The organism is Rhodococcus sp. IEGM 1307, from assembly GCF_030056915.1.
GTDB classification, from domain to species: Bacteria; Actinomycetota; Actinomycetes; order Mycobacteriales; family Mycobacteriaceae; genus Rhodococcus_F; species Rhodococcus_F opacus_D.
This window is the reverse complement of the sequence record NZ_JASHKW010000011.1, coordinates 226867-239997: the sequence shown is the minus strand read 5'-3', so window position 1 is coordinate 239997 and position 13131 is coordinate 226867. Positions and strand designations below refer to the sequence as shown.

Here is a 13131-nt window from a genome sequence, read left to right as displayed (position 1 = left end):
GCCGGCCGTCACCGCTCGGCGAGCACCTGGCCGATGTATCTCGCAACGGCTGCCACCGACGCAATTGTTCCCGGATAGTCCATTCGGGTGGGTCCGAGGACGCCCATTCCACCGAGCACGGTGCCTGCCGCACCGTAACCGGTCGAGATGACGGAGGTGCCGCGCATCTGCTCCACCTGGGTTTCCTCACCGATCCGCACCGTCACGGTGCCCGCGTCCTGCGTGGCGGCCAGCAGCTTGAGCACCACCACCTGCTCCTCCAGCGCCTCGAGGACCGCCCGCAGCGAACCGGGGAATCCGCTGATTCCCGAGAAGTCGGCGGCGTTGCGGGTCAGATTCGCGGTGCCGCCGAGGACCAGCCGCTCCTCGGGGTGCTCGACGAGCGTCTCCACCAGCACGGTCGCCGAACGGATCACGGCATCGCGCAGATCCTCCGGGGCCTCGTCGGCCAGCTCCGAGACCGCGATGGACGCCGCCGCCAGCCGCTTGCCGTCGAGGGCGCCGCCGAGCAACCCGCGCAGCCGTGCCAGATCCTCGTCGTCCAGCACGTCGCCGAGTTCGACGATGCGCTGATCCACTCGGCCCGAATCGGTGATGAGCACGAGCAGCAGGCGGGCAGGCGTCAGCGCGACAACCTCGAGGTGCCGGACCGACGACGCCGAGAGTGTGGGATATTGCACAACCGCGACCTGGCGTGTGAGTTGCGCGAGCAGGCGCACACCACGCCGGAGGACGTCGTCCAGGTCGACGCCGGATTCGAGGAAATCGAGGATCGCGCGCCGCTCCGCCGTCGACAGCGGCTTCACGTCGGCGATGCGGTCGACGAACTGCCGGTAGCCCTTGTCCGTGGGAACACGACCGGAACTCGTGTGCGGCTGGGCGATGTAGCCCTCGCTCTCGAGAAACGCCATGTCGTTGCGGACCGTCGCACTGGAAACGCCCAGGTTGTGCCGCTCGACCAGCGCCTTCGATCCCACCGGCTCCTGGGTCGAGACGTAGTCGGCGACGATGGCGCGGAGAACCTCGAACCGTCTGTCGTCCGTACTCGACATCGCCGTCCACCTCCAGTTCTCGATCATCACGGGCAGCGGCGTCACCGAACCTTCGTTCGGATCGGCCGCCACATCCCCTGAGCTACGTGCAGATGCACGTGCATCTCGGCTCGGTCCAGTCTAATCGCCGCGCCGCCGATACCGGTTCAGGCCTTACTGTGGTGACCGGAGACGAGCAGAGGCAACGACCACGGGCGGATGACGAGGCGATGATTTTCAAAGGTGTCATGGACGGCAAGCCGTACCCGGACCACGGGTTGTCGCTGCGCGACTGGTCCAAGATCCCACCCCGGCAGGTGCGGCTCGACGAGATCGTCACCACGACCAAGGTTCTCGAGCTCGACCGGTTGCTGTCGGAGGACTCGACGTTCTACGGCGACCTGTTCCCGCACGCGGTCCAGTGGCACGGGGTGCTCTATCTCGAGGACGGGCTGCACCGGGCCGTGCGTTCGGCACTGCGGAACCGCGTGGTGCTGCATGCCCGCGTCTTCGACTACGACGAGATGCCCGGCATCGTCACGGCCTGAGGTTTCGAGGGCTGAGCGGTCGAGGGCTGAGCGGTCGAGGGCTGGGCGGTCGAGGGCTGGGCGGTCGAGGGCTGGGCGGTCGAGGGCTGAGCGTCAGCGCAGCACCGTCCGGACCACGGCGTCGGCGAGGAGCCGCCCGCGGTCGGTCAGCACCAGGTGCTCGCCCTCGCGCACGAGCAGTCCGTCGGCCACCACGGTCTCGGCCGCGCGCTGCTCCGCGGCATCCAGCTCCGCCACCGGCAGTCCCGTCCGCAGCCGCGCGGTGAGCATCACCCGCTCGACGTGGACGTCCTCCGCCGTCAGCTGTTCGCTCCCACCGACGGGCAGACTTCCCGCCGCCAGCTGGTCCGCGTAGCGCGCCGGATGCTTGACGTTCCACCAGCGGACTCCGCCGACGTGGCTGTGCGCGCCCGGCCCGGCGCCCCACCAGTCCCCGCCGTCCCAGTACCCCAGGTTGTGCCGGCAACGTGATTCCCCCGTCGCGGCGTCAGCCGATGCCCAGTTCGACACCTCGTACCAGGTCAGGCCCGCTTCCGCGAGCCGCGCGTCGATGCGCTCGTACCGCGACGCCAGGACGTCGTCGTCGGGCGCGGGCAGTTCGCCGCGGCGCACCTTCCTCGCCAGCGCCGTGCCGTCCTCGACGATCAGGGCGTAGGCGGATACGTGGTCCACCCCGGCGGACAGCACGGCGTCCAGCGAGAGGTCGAGGTCCTCGTCGCGCTCCCCCGGCGTTCCGTAGATGAGGTCGAGATTGACGTGCTCGAACCCGGCGGCCCGCGCCTCCTGCGCCGCCGCCACGGCGCGTCCCGGCGTGTGGGTGCGGTCGAGCACCTTCAGCACGTGCTGCGCCGCCGACTGCATGCCCAGCGAGATCCGCGTGAATCCGCCGGCACGCAACCGCTCGAAGAACTCCGGCGACGTGGACTCCGGGTTCGACTCGGTGGTCACTTCGGCGCCCTTCGCGAGGCCGAAGCTCGAGCGGACCGCACCGAGAACGTCCGACAGTCCGTCGCCGCCGAGGAGTGACGGCGTGCCGCCGCCGACGAACACCGTGTCCACGGCCGGGGCGCCCGTCATCTGCGCGGCGAGGTCGAGTTCGCGGCGCAGACCTTCCATCCACGACTGCGGCGACGCGGACGTCCCCAGCTCGCCTGCCGTGTACGTGTTGAAATCGCAGTATCCGCAGCGTGTGGCACAGAAAGGCACGTGCACATAGATCCCGAACGGGCGGCTCCCCACACCCTTCAACGCACTCCCGGGCAGCGCGAATGCCGCCGCCTCGTCGCGTCCGACCGTGGTAGTGCTCGTTCCGTTCACCCTTACAGTCTCCATGGTCGGCTCACCTCCGGTGTCCACCCGACCGTCGCGGGCCCCTCCTCGTGATATTTCCCGCAAAAATGGTGGAAATCGGTGCCCGGCTCTGCGTGAGCGATCTGACGTGGCACAATGGTCGGCATGACCGGACCCGGAGTGCGACTTGTGGCGCGTCGTCACGTCGATCTCAAGCGTGTCTGCAGCTGTTGTTGTCTGCCCTGTATCGCGCAGTAATTCAGCCTGTCAGCCCGTTCATCATTCTTCTCGACTTCCGGCCGGATTCGAATGCCCCGAGCGAGGATCAGCCCTCCTCCTCGGCCTCAGCCGGTGCATCTTGAGATTCAGGAGTGCTCCATGACGTCGACCACCGACGCCTCCCCCGCTGCCGTTGACGCAGCACCCGCGCGTACGCGCACGGCGAAGCCGGCTCGGCGACGCGCCGAAGGCCAGTGGGCCCTCGGCTACCGCGAGCCCCTCAATGCCAACGAGCAGGCCAAGAAGGACGACAACCCGCTCAACGTCCGGGCCCGTATCGAGAACATCTACTCGAAGCAGGGCTTCGACAGCATCGACAAGGGTGACCTGCGTGGCCGTATGCGCTGGTGGGGTCTCTACACCCAGCGCGAGCAGGGGTACGACGGCACCTTCACCGGTGACGAGAACATCGACCTGCTCGAAGCCAAGTACTTCATGATGCGGGTCCGCTGCGACGCCGGCGCCCTGAACGTCGAGCAGCTGCGCACCATCGCCGGGATCTCCACCGAGTTCGCGCGCGACACCGCCGACCTCTCGGACCGCGAGAACGTCCAGTACCACTGGATCGAGGTCGAGAATGTCCCGGAGATCTGGAAGCGCCTCGAAGGCGTCGGCCTCAAGACCACCGAGGCGTGCGGTGACTGCCCCCGCGTCGTCCTGGGTTCACCGCTGGCCGGTGAGTCGTTGACCGAGGTCCTCGACCCCACTCCCGCGATCGATGAGATCGTCCGCCGCTACATCGGCAAGCCCGAGTACTCGAATCTGCCACGCAAGTTCAAGACCGCGATCTCCGGTCAGCAGGACGTGGTGCACGAAATCAACGACGTCGCGTTCGTCGGGGTCAACCACCCCGAGCACGGTCCCGGCCTCGACCTGTGGGTCGGCGGCGGGCTGTCCACCAACCCGATGCTGGCGCAGCGGGTCGGCGTCTGGGTGCCGCTCGACGAGGTTCCCGACGTGTGGGAGGCCGTCGTGTCGATCTTCCGCGACTACGGCTACCGCCGGCTGCGGAACAAGGCCCGCCTGAAGTTCCTGGTCAAGGACTGGGGTATCGAGAGGTTCCGCGAGGTCCTCGAAACCGAGTACCTGAAGCGCAAGCTCATCGACGGCCCCGCGCCGGAGAAGCCCACCCGGCCGATCGACCACGTCGGTGTGCAGAAGACCCGCAACGGTCTCAACGCCGTCGGCGTCGCCCCCATCGCAGGTCGCGTGTCCGGCACAATCCTGGCCAAGGTCGCGGACGCCGCGGAGCGGGCAGGCAGCGACAAGATCCGCTTCACGCCGTACCAGAAGCTGATCATTCTCGACGTCGCCGACGACAAGCTCGAGCAGCTGATCGCCGACCTGGACGAGGTGGGCCTGCCCGCGCGTCCGTCGCACTGGCGTAAGAACCTGATGGCGTGCTCGGGCATCGAGTTCTGCAAGCTCTCGTTCGCGGAGACGCGGAAGCGCTCGCAGGTGCTCGTTCCCGAACTCGAGCAGCGGCTCGCCGACATCAACGCGCAGCTCGACGTGCCGATCACGATCAACATCAACGGCTGCCCGAACTCCTGCGCCCGCTCGCAGGTAGCCGACATCGGATTCAAGGGGATGCTCGTCGACGACGGCGAGGGCAACCAGGTGGAGGGCTTCCAGGTTCACCTCGGCGGCAGCCTCGGATTCGATTCGGCCTTCGGCCGGAAGCTTCGCCAGCACAAGGTCACCAGCACCGAACTCGGTGACTACATCGATCGCGTCGTCCGCCACTTCGTGAAGCACCGCAACGAGGGTGAACGCTTCGCGGAATGGGTCGTGCGCGCAGACGAAGGAGACTTGCGTTGAATCTCGCCACAGCCACCCAGGACGACCTACGGCTCCTTGCCGCGCAGGGGGCGGCAAGTCTCGAGGGCGCCTCTGCGCAGGAACTGCTGCAGTGGACCGAGGACACGTTCGGAAGCGACTACATCGTCGCCTCGAACATGCAGGACGGCGTTCTGGTCCACCTCGCCGCCCAGGTCCATCCCGGTGTGGACGTGCTGTTCCTCGACACCGGATACCACTTCGCGGAAACCATCGGCACCCGTGACGCCGTCGAGCAGGTGTACGGCGTCAACGTGATCAACGCGCGGGCCGAGGCGAGTGTCGCCGAACAGGATGCGGCGGAGGGCAAGGATCTGTTCGCCCGCGAACCCAACCGGTGCTGCGCACTGCGGAAGGTCGCCCCGCTGAAGAAGACCCTCTCCGGCTACAAGGCGTGGGTCACCGGCATCCGGCGGGTCGAGGCGCCCACCCGCGCCAACGCCCCCCTGATCTCGTTCGACGACGCGTTCGGTCTGGTGAAGATCAACCCGATCGCCGCGTGGTCCGACGAAGACATGCAGTCCTACATCGACGAGCACTCGATTCTGGTGAATCCGCTCGTCGACGAGGGATATCCGTCCATCGGGTGCGCTCCGTGCACCAGCAAGCCAGCCCCCGGCAGCGATCCGCGCAGCGGCCGCTGGGCCGGTCAGGCCAAGACAGAATGCGGGTTGCACGCCTCATGACCATCGACATTTCCCATTCCCTCGCCGAATCCGCAGTCCGGCCGCAGTTGGACGGGTCGCAGTTCGACACGCTCGACGCCCTCGAGTCGGAAGCCATCCACATCTTCCGTGAGGTCGCGGGCGAGTTCGAACGCCCGGTGATCCTGTTCTCCGGCGGCAAGGACTCCACGGTGCTGCTGCACCTGGCGATCAAGGCGTTCTGGCCTGCGCCGCTGCCGTTCGCGCTGCTGCACGTCGACACCGGACACAACCTGCAGGAGGTCCTCGACTTCCGCGATCACGTCGTGTCCAAGTACAACCTGCGTCTGCACGTGGCGAAGGTCGAGGACTACCTGGCCGACGGCCGGCTCACCGAACGCCCCGACGGGATCCGCAACCCCCTCCAGACCGTTCCGCTGCTCGACGCCATCGCCGAGAACCGTTTCGACGCGGTCTTCGGTGGCGCCCGACGCGACGAGGAGCGCGCCCGCGCCAAGGAGCGCATCTTCTCGCTGCGCAACGCATTCGGCCAGTGGGACCCGAAGAAGCAGCGCCCCGAACTGTGGAACCTGTACAACGGCAAGCACTCCCCCGGTGAGCAGGTCCGCGTCTTCCCGCTCAGCAACTTCACCGAACTCGACATCTGGCGGTACATCGCCCGTGACAACGTCGAACTGGCCAGCATCTACTACGCGCACCAGCGCGAGGTGTACCAGCGCGACGGCATGTGGATGACTCCCGGTGTGTGGGGCGGACCGTCCGAGGGTGAGGACCTGCAGACGCTGTCGGTGCGGTACCGCACCGTCGGCGACGGATCCACCACGGGCGCAGTTCTTTCCGACGCCGGCGACAACGAGGCGATCCTCGCCGAGGTCGCAGCGTCCCGGCTGACCGAGCGCGGCGCGACCCGTGGCGACGACCGAGTTTCCGAAGCGGCCATGGAAGACCGCAAGCGAGAGGGCTATTTCTGATCATGAGCGACCTTCTGAGGCTTGCCACCGCCGGCAGTGTGGACGACGGCAAGTCGACCCTCGTCGGCCGTCTGCTGTACGACACGAAATCGGTTCTCGCCGATCAGATCGACGCCGTCACCCGGGCGTCGGTCGACAAGGGGCTGTCCACCCCCGACCTGTCCCTGCTGGTCGACGGTCTGCGTGCGGAGCGCGAACAGGGCATCACGATCGACGTGGCATACCGGTATTTCGCGACCCCCCGCCGCTCGTTCGTCCTCGCCGACACTCCCGGGCACGTGCAGTACACCCGGAACACGGTGTCGGGTGCGTCCACCGCGCAGATGGTCATCCTGCTGGTCGACGCCCGCAAGGGTGTCATCTCCCAGACGCGCAAGCACGCCGCCGTTCTCGCGCTGCTCGGCGTCCCCAAGCTGGTGCTGGCCGTCAACAAGATCGACCTCGTCGAGGATCCGGCCACCGTGTTCGCGAACATTTCGGCGGAGTTCAACTCGCTGACCAGTTCGCTCGGCTGGGCGTCCGAGGACGTCGTCGAGATCCCGGTGTCGGCCCTGCACGGCGACAACGTCGCGGTGCGTTCGGAGAACACCCCGTACTACGACGGCCCCACGCTCATCGAGCATCTCGAGTCGGTGCCCGTCGACGCCGAACCCCACCGGGTCGGTCTCCGTTTCCCCGTCCAGTACGTGATCCGTCCGCGCACCCCGGAGTTCCCGGACTACCGCGGGTACGCCGGGCAGGTCGCCGCGGGTGAGGTGACTCCGGGCGACGAGGTCGTGATCCTGCCGTCCGGTGTCCGGACCACGGTCACCCGCATCGACACCGCGGACGGCGAACTCGACAGCGCCCACGCCGGCCGCAGCGTCACTCTCGTGCTGGCCGACGACGTCGACGTCTCCCGCGGCGACGTCATCGCCTCCCCCGCCGACGCCCCGGAGCCGCTCGGCGAGTTCGACGCGACGGTGTGCTGGCTGGCCGAGAAGCCACTGCGTCCCGGTGCCCGCCTGCTGCTCAAGCACGGCACCCGCACCACGCAGGCCATCGTCGGCACACTCGTCGAGCGTTTCAACGAGCAGGAGCTCACCTCGGAGCCCAGCCCGGAGTCGTTGGAACTCAACGAGATCGGCAAGATCTCGGTGCGCGTCGCCGAGCCGATCGTGGCGGACGACTACACCGTGAACCGCCACACCGGCAGCTTCCTGCTGATCGATCCGGCCGGCGGCAACACGCTCGCGGCCGGCCTCGTCGGAGATGCCATCGCAGCGGTGGAGCTCGGCGAGCGCGTCTAGTGCGATGACCCCGCTGATCGCTGTCGCTCACGGCAGTCGCGACCCCCGCAGTGCGCGGGTGGTGGCGGCTGCCGTGTCGGCGCTCCGGGCGGAGCGACCGGACCTCGACGTCCGGCTGTGCTTCCTCGACCTCAACGCGCCGTCCGTGGACCAGGTGCTCGACGCGGTCGCCGCCGAGGGGCATTCCGCCGCCGTGATCGTGCCGATGCTGCTGGGCAGCGCGTTCCACGCCCGCGTCGATCTTCCGGCGCTCCTGGACGCCGCCCGCCTCCGTCACCCGCACCTGCACGTCCGGCAGGCCGACGTTCTCGGGCACGACGCGCGGCTGGTCGAGGCCGTCCGTGACCGCATCGGCGAGGCCGGCGGTTCCGCCGGTGAGTCCGGTCTCGGGATCGTCCTCGCCGCGGTCGGCTCGTCCGACCCGGCCGCGAACGACCGCACTCGCGAGCTGGCCGGATCGCTCGTCGCGGGCACCCGATGGTCGGGAGCGGTGACGTGTTTCGCGACGTCGGCGGAACCGACGGTGCAGCAGGCGATCTCGACGCTGCGGCAGGCCGGTGCCGAGCGCATCGTGATCGCGCCGTGGTTCCTGGCGCCGGGACTGCTCACCGATCGGGTGAGCCGTGCGGCGGAATCCTGCGGCCCCGGCATCACCTACGCGGCCACCATCGGACCGCACCCCCGGCTGCTCGATGTCATGCTCGACCGATACTCGCAGACCCACACGGAGCTGCAGCGGTACCGGGCGCTGTCGGCCTGAGCGCGTCGATCACCGCACGCCCGGCATCCGGGTTCCCGACCGCTATCCGCGCGTCACCATTGGGGTAGGTGCGCGCGTGGATGCCGGCACGGGCCAGTGCGTCACCGACGTCCCCTCCGGGGAGGTACAGGAAGTTGGCGTGACTGCGCGGGACCGGAATTCCCGCCGCCCGCACCGTACGCCACAGTTCCTCCCGTTCGGCGACGATGGCAGCCACCCGGGAACGGAGCTCGTGCTCGGCGGCGTACGACGCCGTGACCGCGGGAACGGCGGCGCTGCCCATCCCGAACGGCAGTTGCAGCGTTCGAATCGTCCGCGCCAGTGCCGCATCCGCGAAGCCGAATCCGATACGCAACCCGGCCAGTCCGTACGCCTTGGAGAACGTTCGCAGGAACACGACGTTCGGGTGTTCGGCGATGATGCGATGCACGTCCAGGACCTGTCGGCGGTCGACGAACTCCACGTAGGCCTCGTCGAGGACGACTATCACCCGGTCCGGAACATGACGGAGGAAGTCCGCCAGTTCGGCGGGGTCGACGAGCGTCCCGGTGGGGTTGTGCGGGCGGCAGACGACGACGAGCCGGGTGCGGTCGTCGATGGCGGCCGCCATCGCGGCCAGATCCTGCCCGCCGTCCGGGAGAATCGGTACCGGTACCGCGTCGAGTGCCGCGATGCGCGCCATGATCGGGTACCCGTCGAACGTCGGCGCGGTGAACACGATCCGCTCCCCCGGCCCGGCGACGGAGCGCATGATCTGCAGTGCGACGCCGGTGGCGCCGGCGCCCACCACCACCTGTTCGGTGTCGAGCCCTTCGTGATCCGCGATGACCTGGATCAGCCGGTCGGGCAGGAACTCCGGATACCGATGCGCCCGGCGCATCACACCGTCGAGCGCGGCGAGCACGGAGGGCAACGGGGCGAACGGGTTCTCGCTCAGCGCGAGATCGAATCTCACACCGGGTCCCGCGATGGTCTGTGTCGTCATTTCACACCCCCGCCGGGGCGGCGCCCCACCGAATGGCCCCGGCCCCGGCGAAGTCGCCGGCGTGCGCGAACGCGGACATCATCACCAGCGAGCCGTTGGGGATGCGGCCTGCCCGGTTCTCGATGTCGAGGGTGACGGGGATCGCGGCGCCGAACAGGTTCCCGCATTCGTCGAACGTGTCGGGGTGTCGTTCCGCCGGAAGCTCGAGTGCGTCCCGCCAGTTGCGGAGGAACAGCCGGTTGGGCTGGTTGGTGACCAGGGTGTCGATCTCGTCGGGGGTGATGCCGATCTGCTTGCACACCGCGAGCGCCACCTCGGGGACGAGCCGGTTTCCGCGGGCGAAGACCTTCGCGATCCTCGATTCGGTGAACCCGATGTGCAGTTGGCCGGTGCCCGCCTCCCAGTATTTGCGGGGCGGATCGACGGCGGCCGTCATGTCTCCGGCGAACTCGGGGTAGGTCCGGCACTCGAGCCCCAGCACCGGTGCGGCCTCCGACTTCACCAGCAGGCATGCGCCCGCGCCGTCACCGGGCACCGCCGACTGTGCCAGCGCGCGCACGTCCGATTGCGTGAAGATCTGGCCGGCGCTGTTCTGCACCGAAACGATCAGGGCGGTCGACGCGTCCCCGGTCTGCATGATCTGACGTGCCAGTTTGATCATGTACACGAACGACGCGCAGCCGCCGTTGTGCAGGTCCACCACCCACTCCGGGGTGATCCCCATCCGGCGCGCGAGTTCTCCGCCGGTGCCCAGGATCGGGACGTCGGGCAGCTGGGTGTGGGTGATGAGAATGTCCACGTTGGAGACGAGTTCGGAACCGTTCCGCTCGACCAGCGGGGCGATTGCACGTTCCGCCATGTCGACGGCGTTCTCGTCGCTCGCGATGTGGTGGCGGAATTTCGGCGCCCGGAACATGATGTTCTCGGCGAGCCGGTCGGAGGCGGCGAACTGGGCGAAATAGTCCGCTTCCACCCGGTTCTCGGGTAGGTAGCCGGCAATGTCGATCAGGCTGACGGTGTCCATGTCTCACTCACTCATCCAGGTCGGGGTCACGGGCAGGTCGTTCGCCCACCGGTATTCGCAGATCGCCTTGAGATTGCTCATCTCCAGTCGGTGTCCGGCGGCGAACATGTCCCAGAAGTCGCCCACCCACGGAACCCGGTCCGCGGGAGCGGTCTCGGGGTAGGGATTGTCGTCGTAGAACGGATGGTGGCAGTTGGTCCACAGCACGACGGATCCGTCGACGTCCAGGACCGTGCGCGCGTCCACCACCCGCATCAGATACACCATCCACAGGTGTTTGCCCTGGTCCCAGGCGCAGTGATAGTCGACGGTCATCGCGGCCGGGTGTGCCACGGTGCGCGTGTAGATCTCGGTGGTGTCGCCCAGGCGGTCGTACGCGAGCCACAGCCCGGGTTCTCCGGCCGGGGTGAATCCGCGGAGGCTGTACGTCCATTCCGCGAGGCTGCGGGTGTGGGAGAGATAACGGAACACCTCGTCCGGCGGGCAGTCGATGTATTCGTTGACAGTGCAGTACTTTCCGAACACCTGGTCGTGCGGATACACCGACCTCAGCATGTCCATGATGATCGGTGTCGTCGCCTGACGGTCGGAGGTCTCGATGCGGACGAGGCCGGGCAGGTCGGCGGGAAGGTCGGGCAGCGGGGCGATCTCTCGAGCGGTCATCTGCGTGCTCCTTCTCGGGATTCGGATCTCTCGGTCGGGCGTCGTGCGGGCAGGAACGGCAGGAACGGCGGCAACTCGTCGGCGTCGCAGGCGACTTCGATGACAGCGGGCCCCGCCGAGCCGGCCGTGGCGCGTAGCGAGTCGGCCAGGCCGGCGTGCGTGTCGACCGTGTGGGACGGCAAGCCGGGAAACAGTGCGCCGACTCCCGCCGCGATGTGGGCGGGACGAAACCGGCTGTACGTGTATGCGCCCTCGAAGTACACCTGCTCGCGGGTCAGGCACATCGCGTGGGCGTTGTTGTTGAACACGACGAACGTGACCGGCACGTCGTACTCGACGGCCGTGTGGATCTCGAGCCCGTGTGCGTAGAACGCACCGTCGCCTGCGATCACGAACGTGCGGCGGCCCCGTGAGAAGGCGGAACCGATCGCGGCGCCGAACGTGTAGCCCATCCCGCCCATTCCCAGCGCCACCACGAACCGGCCTCCGCTCGGAACCGGAAGATGATGCACCACAGCGGCACCCGTGTTTCCCGCGTCGGCGAACACGTCGGCGCCCGCTGGCATCACCGCGGCGAGCGCCTTCACCGCGTCCGTGTAGCCCAGGCCCGACGTGCCGGACGACGGCACGTCGATCGGGGTCGGCTCGCTCTGCGCGACGGGCGCCCGCGAGGCCGCAAACCCGATTTCGGTGACGAGCCCGCGCAGCGTCGCCCGCAGATCCCGCGTCGGCACGTGATGGGCATGCAGATACGGCTTCGCCGAGCCCACGCTGTACACCAGCGTCTTCTCGAGCGCCCCGTCCAGACCTCCGCGTGCCATCACCGGCAGTCGCGTGCCGACGAGCAGGCAGACGTCGGAATCCTGCAGTGCGTCGACGACATCCGGATTCCCCATCGCGCCGGTGACCCCGAGCCGACCGGGCGCCGCGGGATCGAGCACGTCCCTCGCGTCGGGCGTGACGGCCACCCGGGCGCCGAGCACGTGCGCGAGTTCCGCGAGTTCCCCTCGCGCGCCGGCTCGCGCGACCTCGTCTCCGGCGATGACGGTGACGCGGCCGTAGTCGTCGCGGAGGGCCTCGGCGAGCCGTGCGATCTCCGCCGCGGTGGTGCGTGGTGCGGTCGGGACCGCTCGACGTGGTTCCGGGAACTCACCGAGCGACTGCTGAATGTCCTTCGGCAACAGGAGAACCGCGGGCCCGCCGCGTCGCGCGGCGGCCAGCGCCTCGGCGAGTTGGCGTTCGAGGTCGAGCGGCGACTCGACGCGCGCGCAGTACACGGACACCTCACCGAACAACCGGGTCGCATCGATCGACCCCGCCAGTCCACTCGTGTCCTGGAATGCGCCCATCCCTTCGAGCGTCGTCGGTGGTTGCCCGACCAACGCCAGAAGCGGCACACGCGACGTGAATGCTTCACCGAGACCGGCGATCACATTGAGCGCACCCCCGCCCGACGTCGCCGCGACAACACCGATCCGGTTCGACGTCCGGGCGTACCCGTCGGCCATCGTCGTCGCCGAGAACTCGTGTTTGGCGACGACGCCCTCGACGTCGTGGGAGCGGTGCAGCGCGTCGTACAGGTCCTCGATGTTCGCGCCTCCCACACCGAAGACGTGTTCGACCCCCTCTGCGGCCAGCGCCGCGACGATGTAGTCGGCGACGCGCATGTTCCGACCGGTTGTCCGTGGCTCGTGATCCGTGAGATTCATCGGCAGACCCCCGTGTCGTGGATCGGGTGGGGCGACCTGCGGTCACCCACTGGATATACACACGAACCACGTACCGGT

The 13131-nt window shown here is 68.3% G+C and carries 13 protein-coding genes; 7 read left to right on the top strand and 6 right to left on the bottom strand.

Annotated features, from left to right (window positions below):
* Positions 1-8 precede the first annotated feature (8 nt).
* Entirely contained in the window at positions 9-1052 is a 1044-nt protein-coding gene (gene hrcA, locus QM841_RS22705) for a heat-inducible transcriptional repressor HrcA (protein ID WP_105415156.1), read from the bottom strand.
* 209 nt (positions 1053-1261) lie between these two features.
* Here hrcA and QM841_RS22700 point away from each other — a divergent pair, with 209 nt between their 5' ends.
* A complete protein-coding gene (locus tag QM841_RS22700; RefSeq protein ID WP_005261240.1) occupies positions 1262-1579 on the top strand; it encodes a type II toxin-antitoxin system VapB family antitoxin in 318 nt (105 codons plus the stop codon).
* A gap of 93 nt (positions 1580-1672) precedes the next feature.
* On the opposite strand, the gene hemW is transcribed toward QM841_RS22700, so the two are convergent.
* Positions 1673-2896 (bottom strand): radical SAM family heme chaperone HemW, encoded by a 1224-nt coding sequence (hemW, locus tag QM841_RS22695; RefSeq protein ID WP_283333649.1) that lies wholly within the window; start codon positions 2894-2896, stop codon positions 1673-1675.
* A 129-nt stretch (positions 2897-3025) separates the two neighbouring features.
* Between hemW and QM841_RS43445 the strand changes: the two genes are divergently transcribed.
* The 6 genes from QM841_RS43445 to QM841_RS22670 all read left to right on the top strand — a co-directional run bounded on the left by QM841_RS43445 (position 3026) and on the right by QM841_RS22670 (position 8672).
* The gene (locus tag QM841_RS43445; protein ID WP_368681006.1) at positions 3026-3127 is read left to right on the top strand and encodes an Ms4527A family Cys-rich leader peptide; all 102 of its coding nucleotides are present in this window, start codon (positions 3026-3028) and stop codon (positions 3125-3127) included.
* A 120-nt stretch (positions 3128-3247) separates the two neighbouring features.
* Positions 3248-4969, top strand: coding sequence for a nitrite/sulfite reductase (locus QM841_RS22690; protein ID WP_009473957.1), 1722 nt, complete (start codon positions 3248-3250; stop codon positions 4967-4969).
* On the top strand, positions 4933-5673 hold the full coding sequence (locus QM841_RS22685; RefSeq protein WP_283333647.1) for a phosphoadenylyl-sulfate reductase: 741 nt from the start codon (positions 4933-4935) through the stop codon (positions 5671-5673). Before QM841_RS22690 ends, QM841_RS22685 begins: the two co-directional genes overlap by 37 nt.
* Positions 5670-6623, top strand: coding sequence for a sulfate adenylyltransferase subunit CysD (cysD, locus tag QM841_RS22680; RefSeq protein WP_280782437.1), 954 nt, complete (start codon positions 5670-5672; stop codon positions 6621-6623). Before QM841_RS22685 ends, cysD begins: the two co-directional genes overlap by 4 nt.
* A 2-nt stretch (positions 6624-6625) precedes the next feature.
* Positions 6626-7912, top strand: coding sequence for a sulfate adenylyltransferase subunit 1 (locus QM841_RS22675; RefSeq protein ID WP_280782436.1), 1287 nt, complete (start codon positions 6626-6628; stop codon positions 7910-7912).
* Between the two features lie 4 nt (positions 7913-7916).
* Positions 7917-8672 carry a sirohydrochlorin chelatase gene (locus QM841_RS22670; RefSeq protein ID WP_283333646.1) on the top strand — a complete coding sequence of 252 codons (756 nt, stop codon included), beginning with the start codon at positions 7917-7919 and terminating at the stop codon, positions 8670-8672.
* Here the strand turns inward: QM841_RS22670 and QM841_RS22665 are convergent.
* Genes QM841_RS22665 through QM841_RS22650 form a run of 4 tightly spaced genes read right to left on the bottom strand, consistent with a single transcriptional unit; the run spans position 8608 to position 13053 of the window.
* Positions 8608-9657, bottom strand: coding sequence for an aminotransferase class I/II-fold pyridoxal phosphate-dependent enzyme (locus QM841_RS22665; RefSeq protein WP_283333645.1), 1050 nt, complete (start codon positions 9655-9657; stop codon positions 8608-8610). The genes QM841_RS22670 and QM841_RS22665 overlap by 65 nt on opposite strands.
* Position 9658: 1 nt before the next feature.
* Positions 9659-10681 carry a 3-oxoacyl-ACP synthase III family protein gene (locus tag QM841_RS22660; RefSeq protein ID WP_283333644.1) on the bottom strand — a complete coding sequence of 341 codons (1023 nt, stop codon included), beginning with the start codon at positions 10679-10681 and terminating at the stop codon, positions 9659-9661.
* A 3-nt stretch (positions 10682-10684) separates the two neighbouring features.
* Complete coding sequence (locus tag QM841_RS22655) at positions 10685-11344, bottom strand: SRPBCC family protein (protein WP_280782432.1); 660 nt, start codon at positions 11342-11344, stop codon at positions 10685-10687.
* Positions 11341-13053, bottom strand: a complete 1713-nt coding sequence (locus tag QM841_RS22650) for a thiamine pyrophosphate-binding protein (RefSeq protein ID WP_283333643.1) — start codon at positions 13051-13053, stop codon at positions 11341-11343. The genes QM841_RS22655 and QM841_RS22650 overlap by 4 nt, the downstream gene beginning before the upstream one ends.
* Positions 13054-13131: the final 78 nt, after the last annotated feature.

Coding starts and splice junctions, on each gene's coding strand:
- hrcA (WP_105415156.1), bottom strand. CDS start 1,052: ATGTCGAGTACGGACGACAGACGGTTCGAGGTTCTCCGCGCCATCGTC.
- QM841_RS22700 (WP_005261240.1), top strand. CDS start 1,262: ATGATTTTCAAAGGTGTCATGGACGGCAAGCCGTACCCGGACCACGGG.
- QM841_RS43445 (WP_368681006.1), top strand. CDS start 3,026: ATGGTCGGCATGACCGGACCCGGAGTGCGACTTGTGGCGCGTCGTCAC.
- QM841_RS22690 (WP_009473957.1), top strand. CDS start 3,248: ATGACGTCGACCACCGACGCCTCCCCCGCTGCCGTTGACGCAGCACCC.
- QM841_RS22685 (WP_283333647.1), top strand. CDS start 4,933: ATGGGTCGTGCGCGCAGACGAAGGAGACTTGCGTTGAATCTCGCCACA.
- cysD (WP_280782437.1), top strand. CDS start 5,670: ATGACCATCGACATTTCCCATTCCCTCGCCGAATCCGCAGTCCGGCCG.
- QM841_RS22675 (WP_280782436.1), top strand. CDS start 6,626: ATGAGCGACCTTCTGAGGCTTGCCACCGCCGGCAGTGTGGACGACGGC.
- QM841_RS22670 (WP_283333646.1), top strand. CDS start 7,917: ATGACCCCGCTGATCGCTGTCGCTCACGGCAGTCGCGACCCCCGCAGT.
- QM841_RS22665 (WP_283333645.1), bottom strand. CDS start 9,657: ATGACGACACAGACCATCGCGGGACCCGGTGTGAGATTCGATCTCGCG.
- QM841_RS22660 (WP_283333644.1), bottom strand. CDS start 10,681: ATGGACACCGTCAGCCTGATCGACATTGCCGGCTACCTACCCGAGAAC.
- QM841_RS22655 (WP_280782432.1), bottom strand. CDS start 11,344: ATGACCGCTCGAGAGATCGCCCCGCTGCCCGACCTTCCCGCCGACCTG.
- QM841_RS22650 (WP_283333643.1), bottom strand. CDS start 13,053: ATGAATCTCACGGATCACGAGCCACGGACAACCGGTCGGAACATGCGC.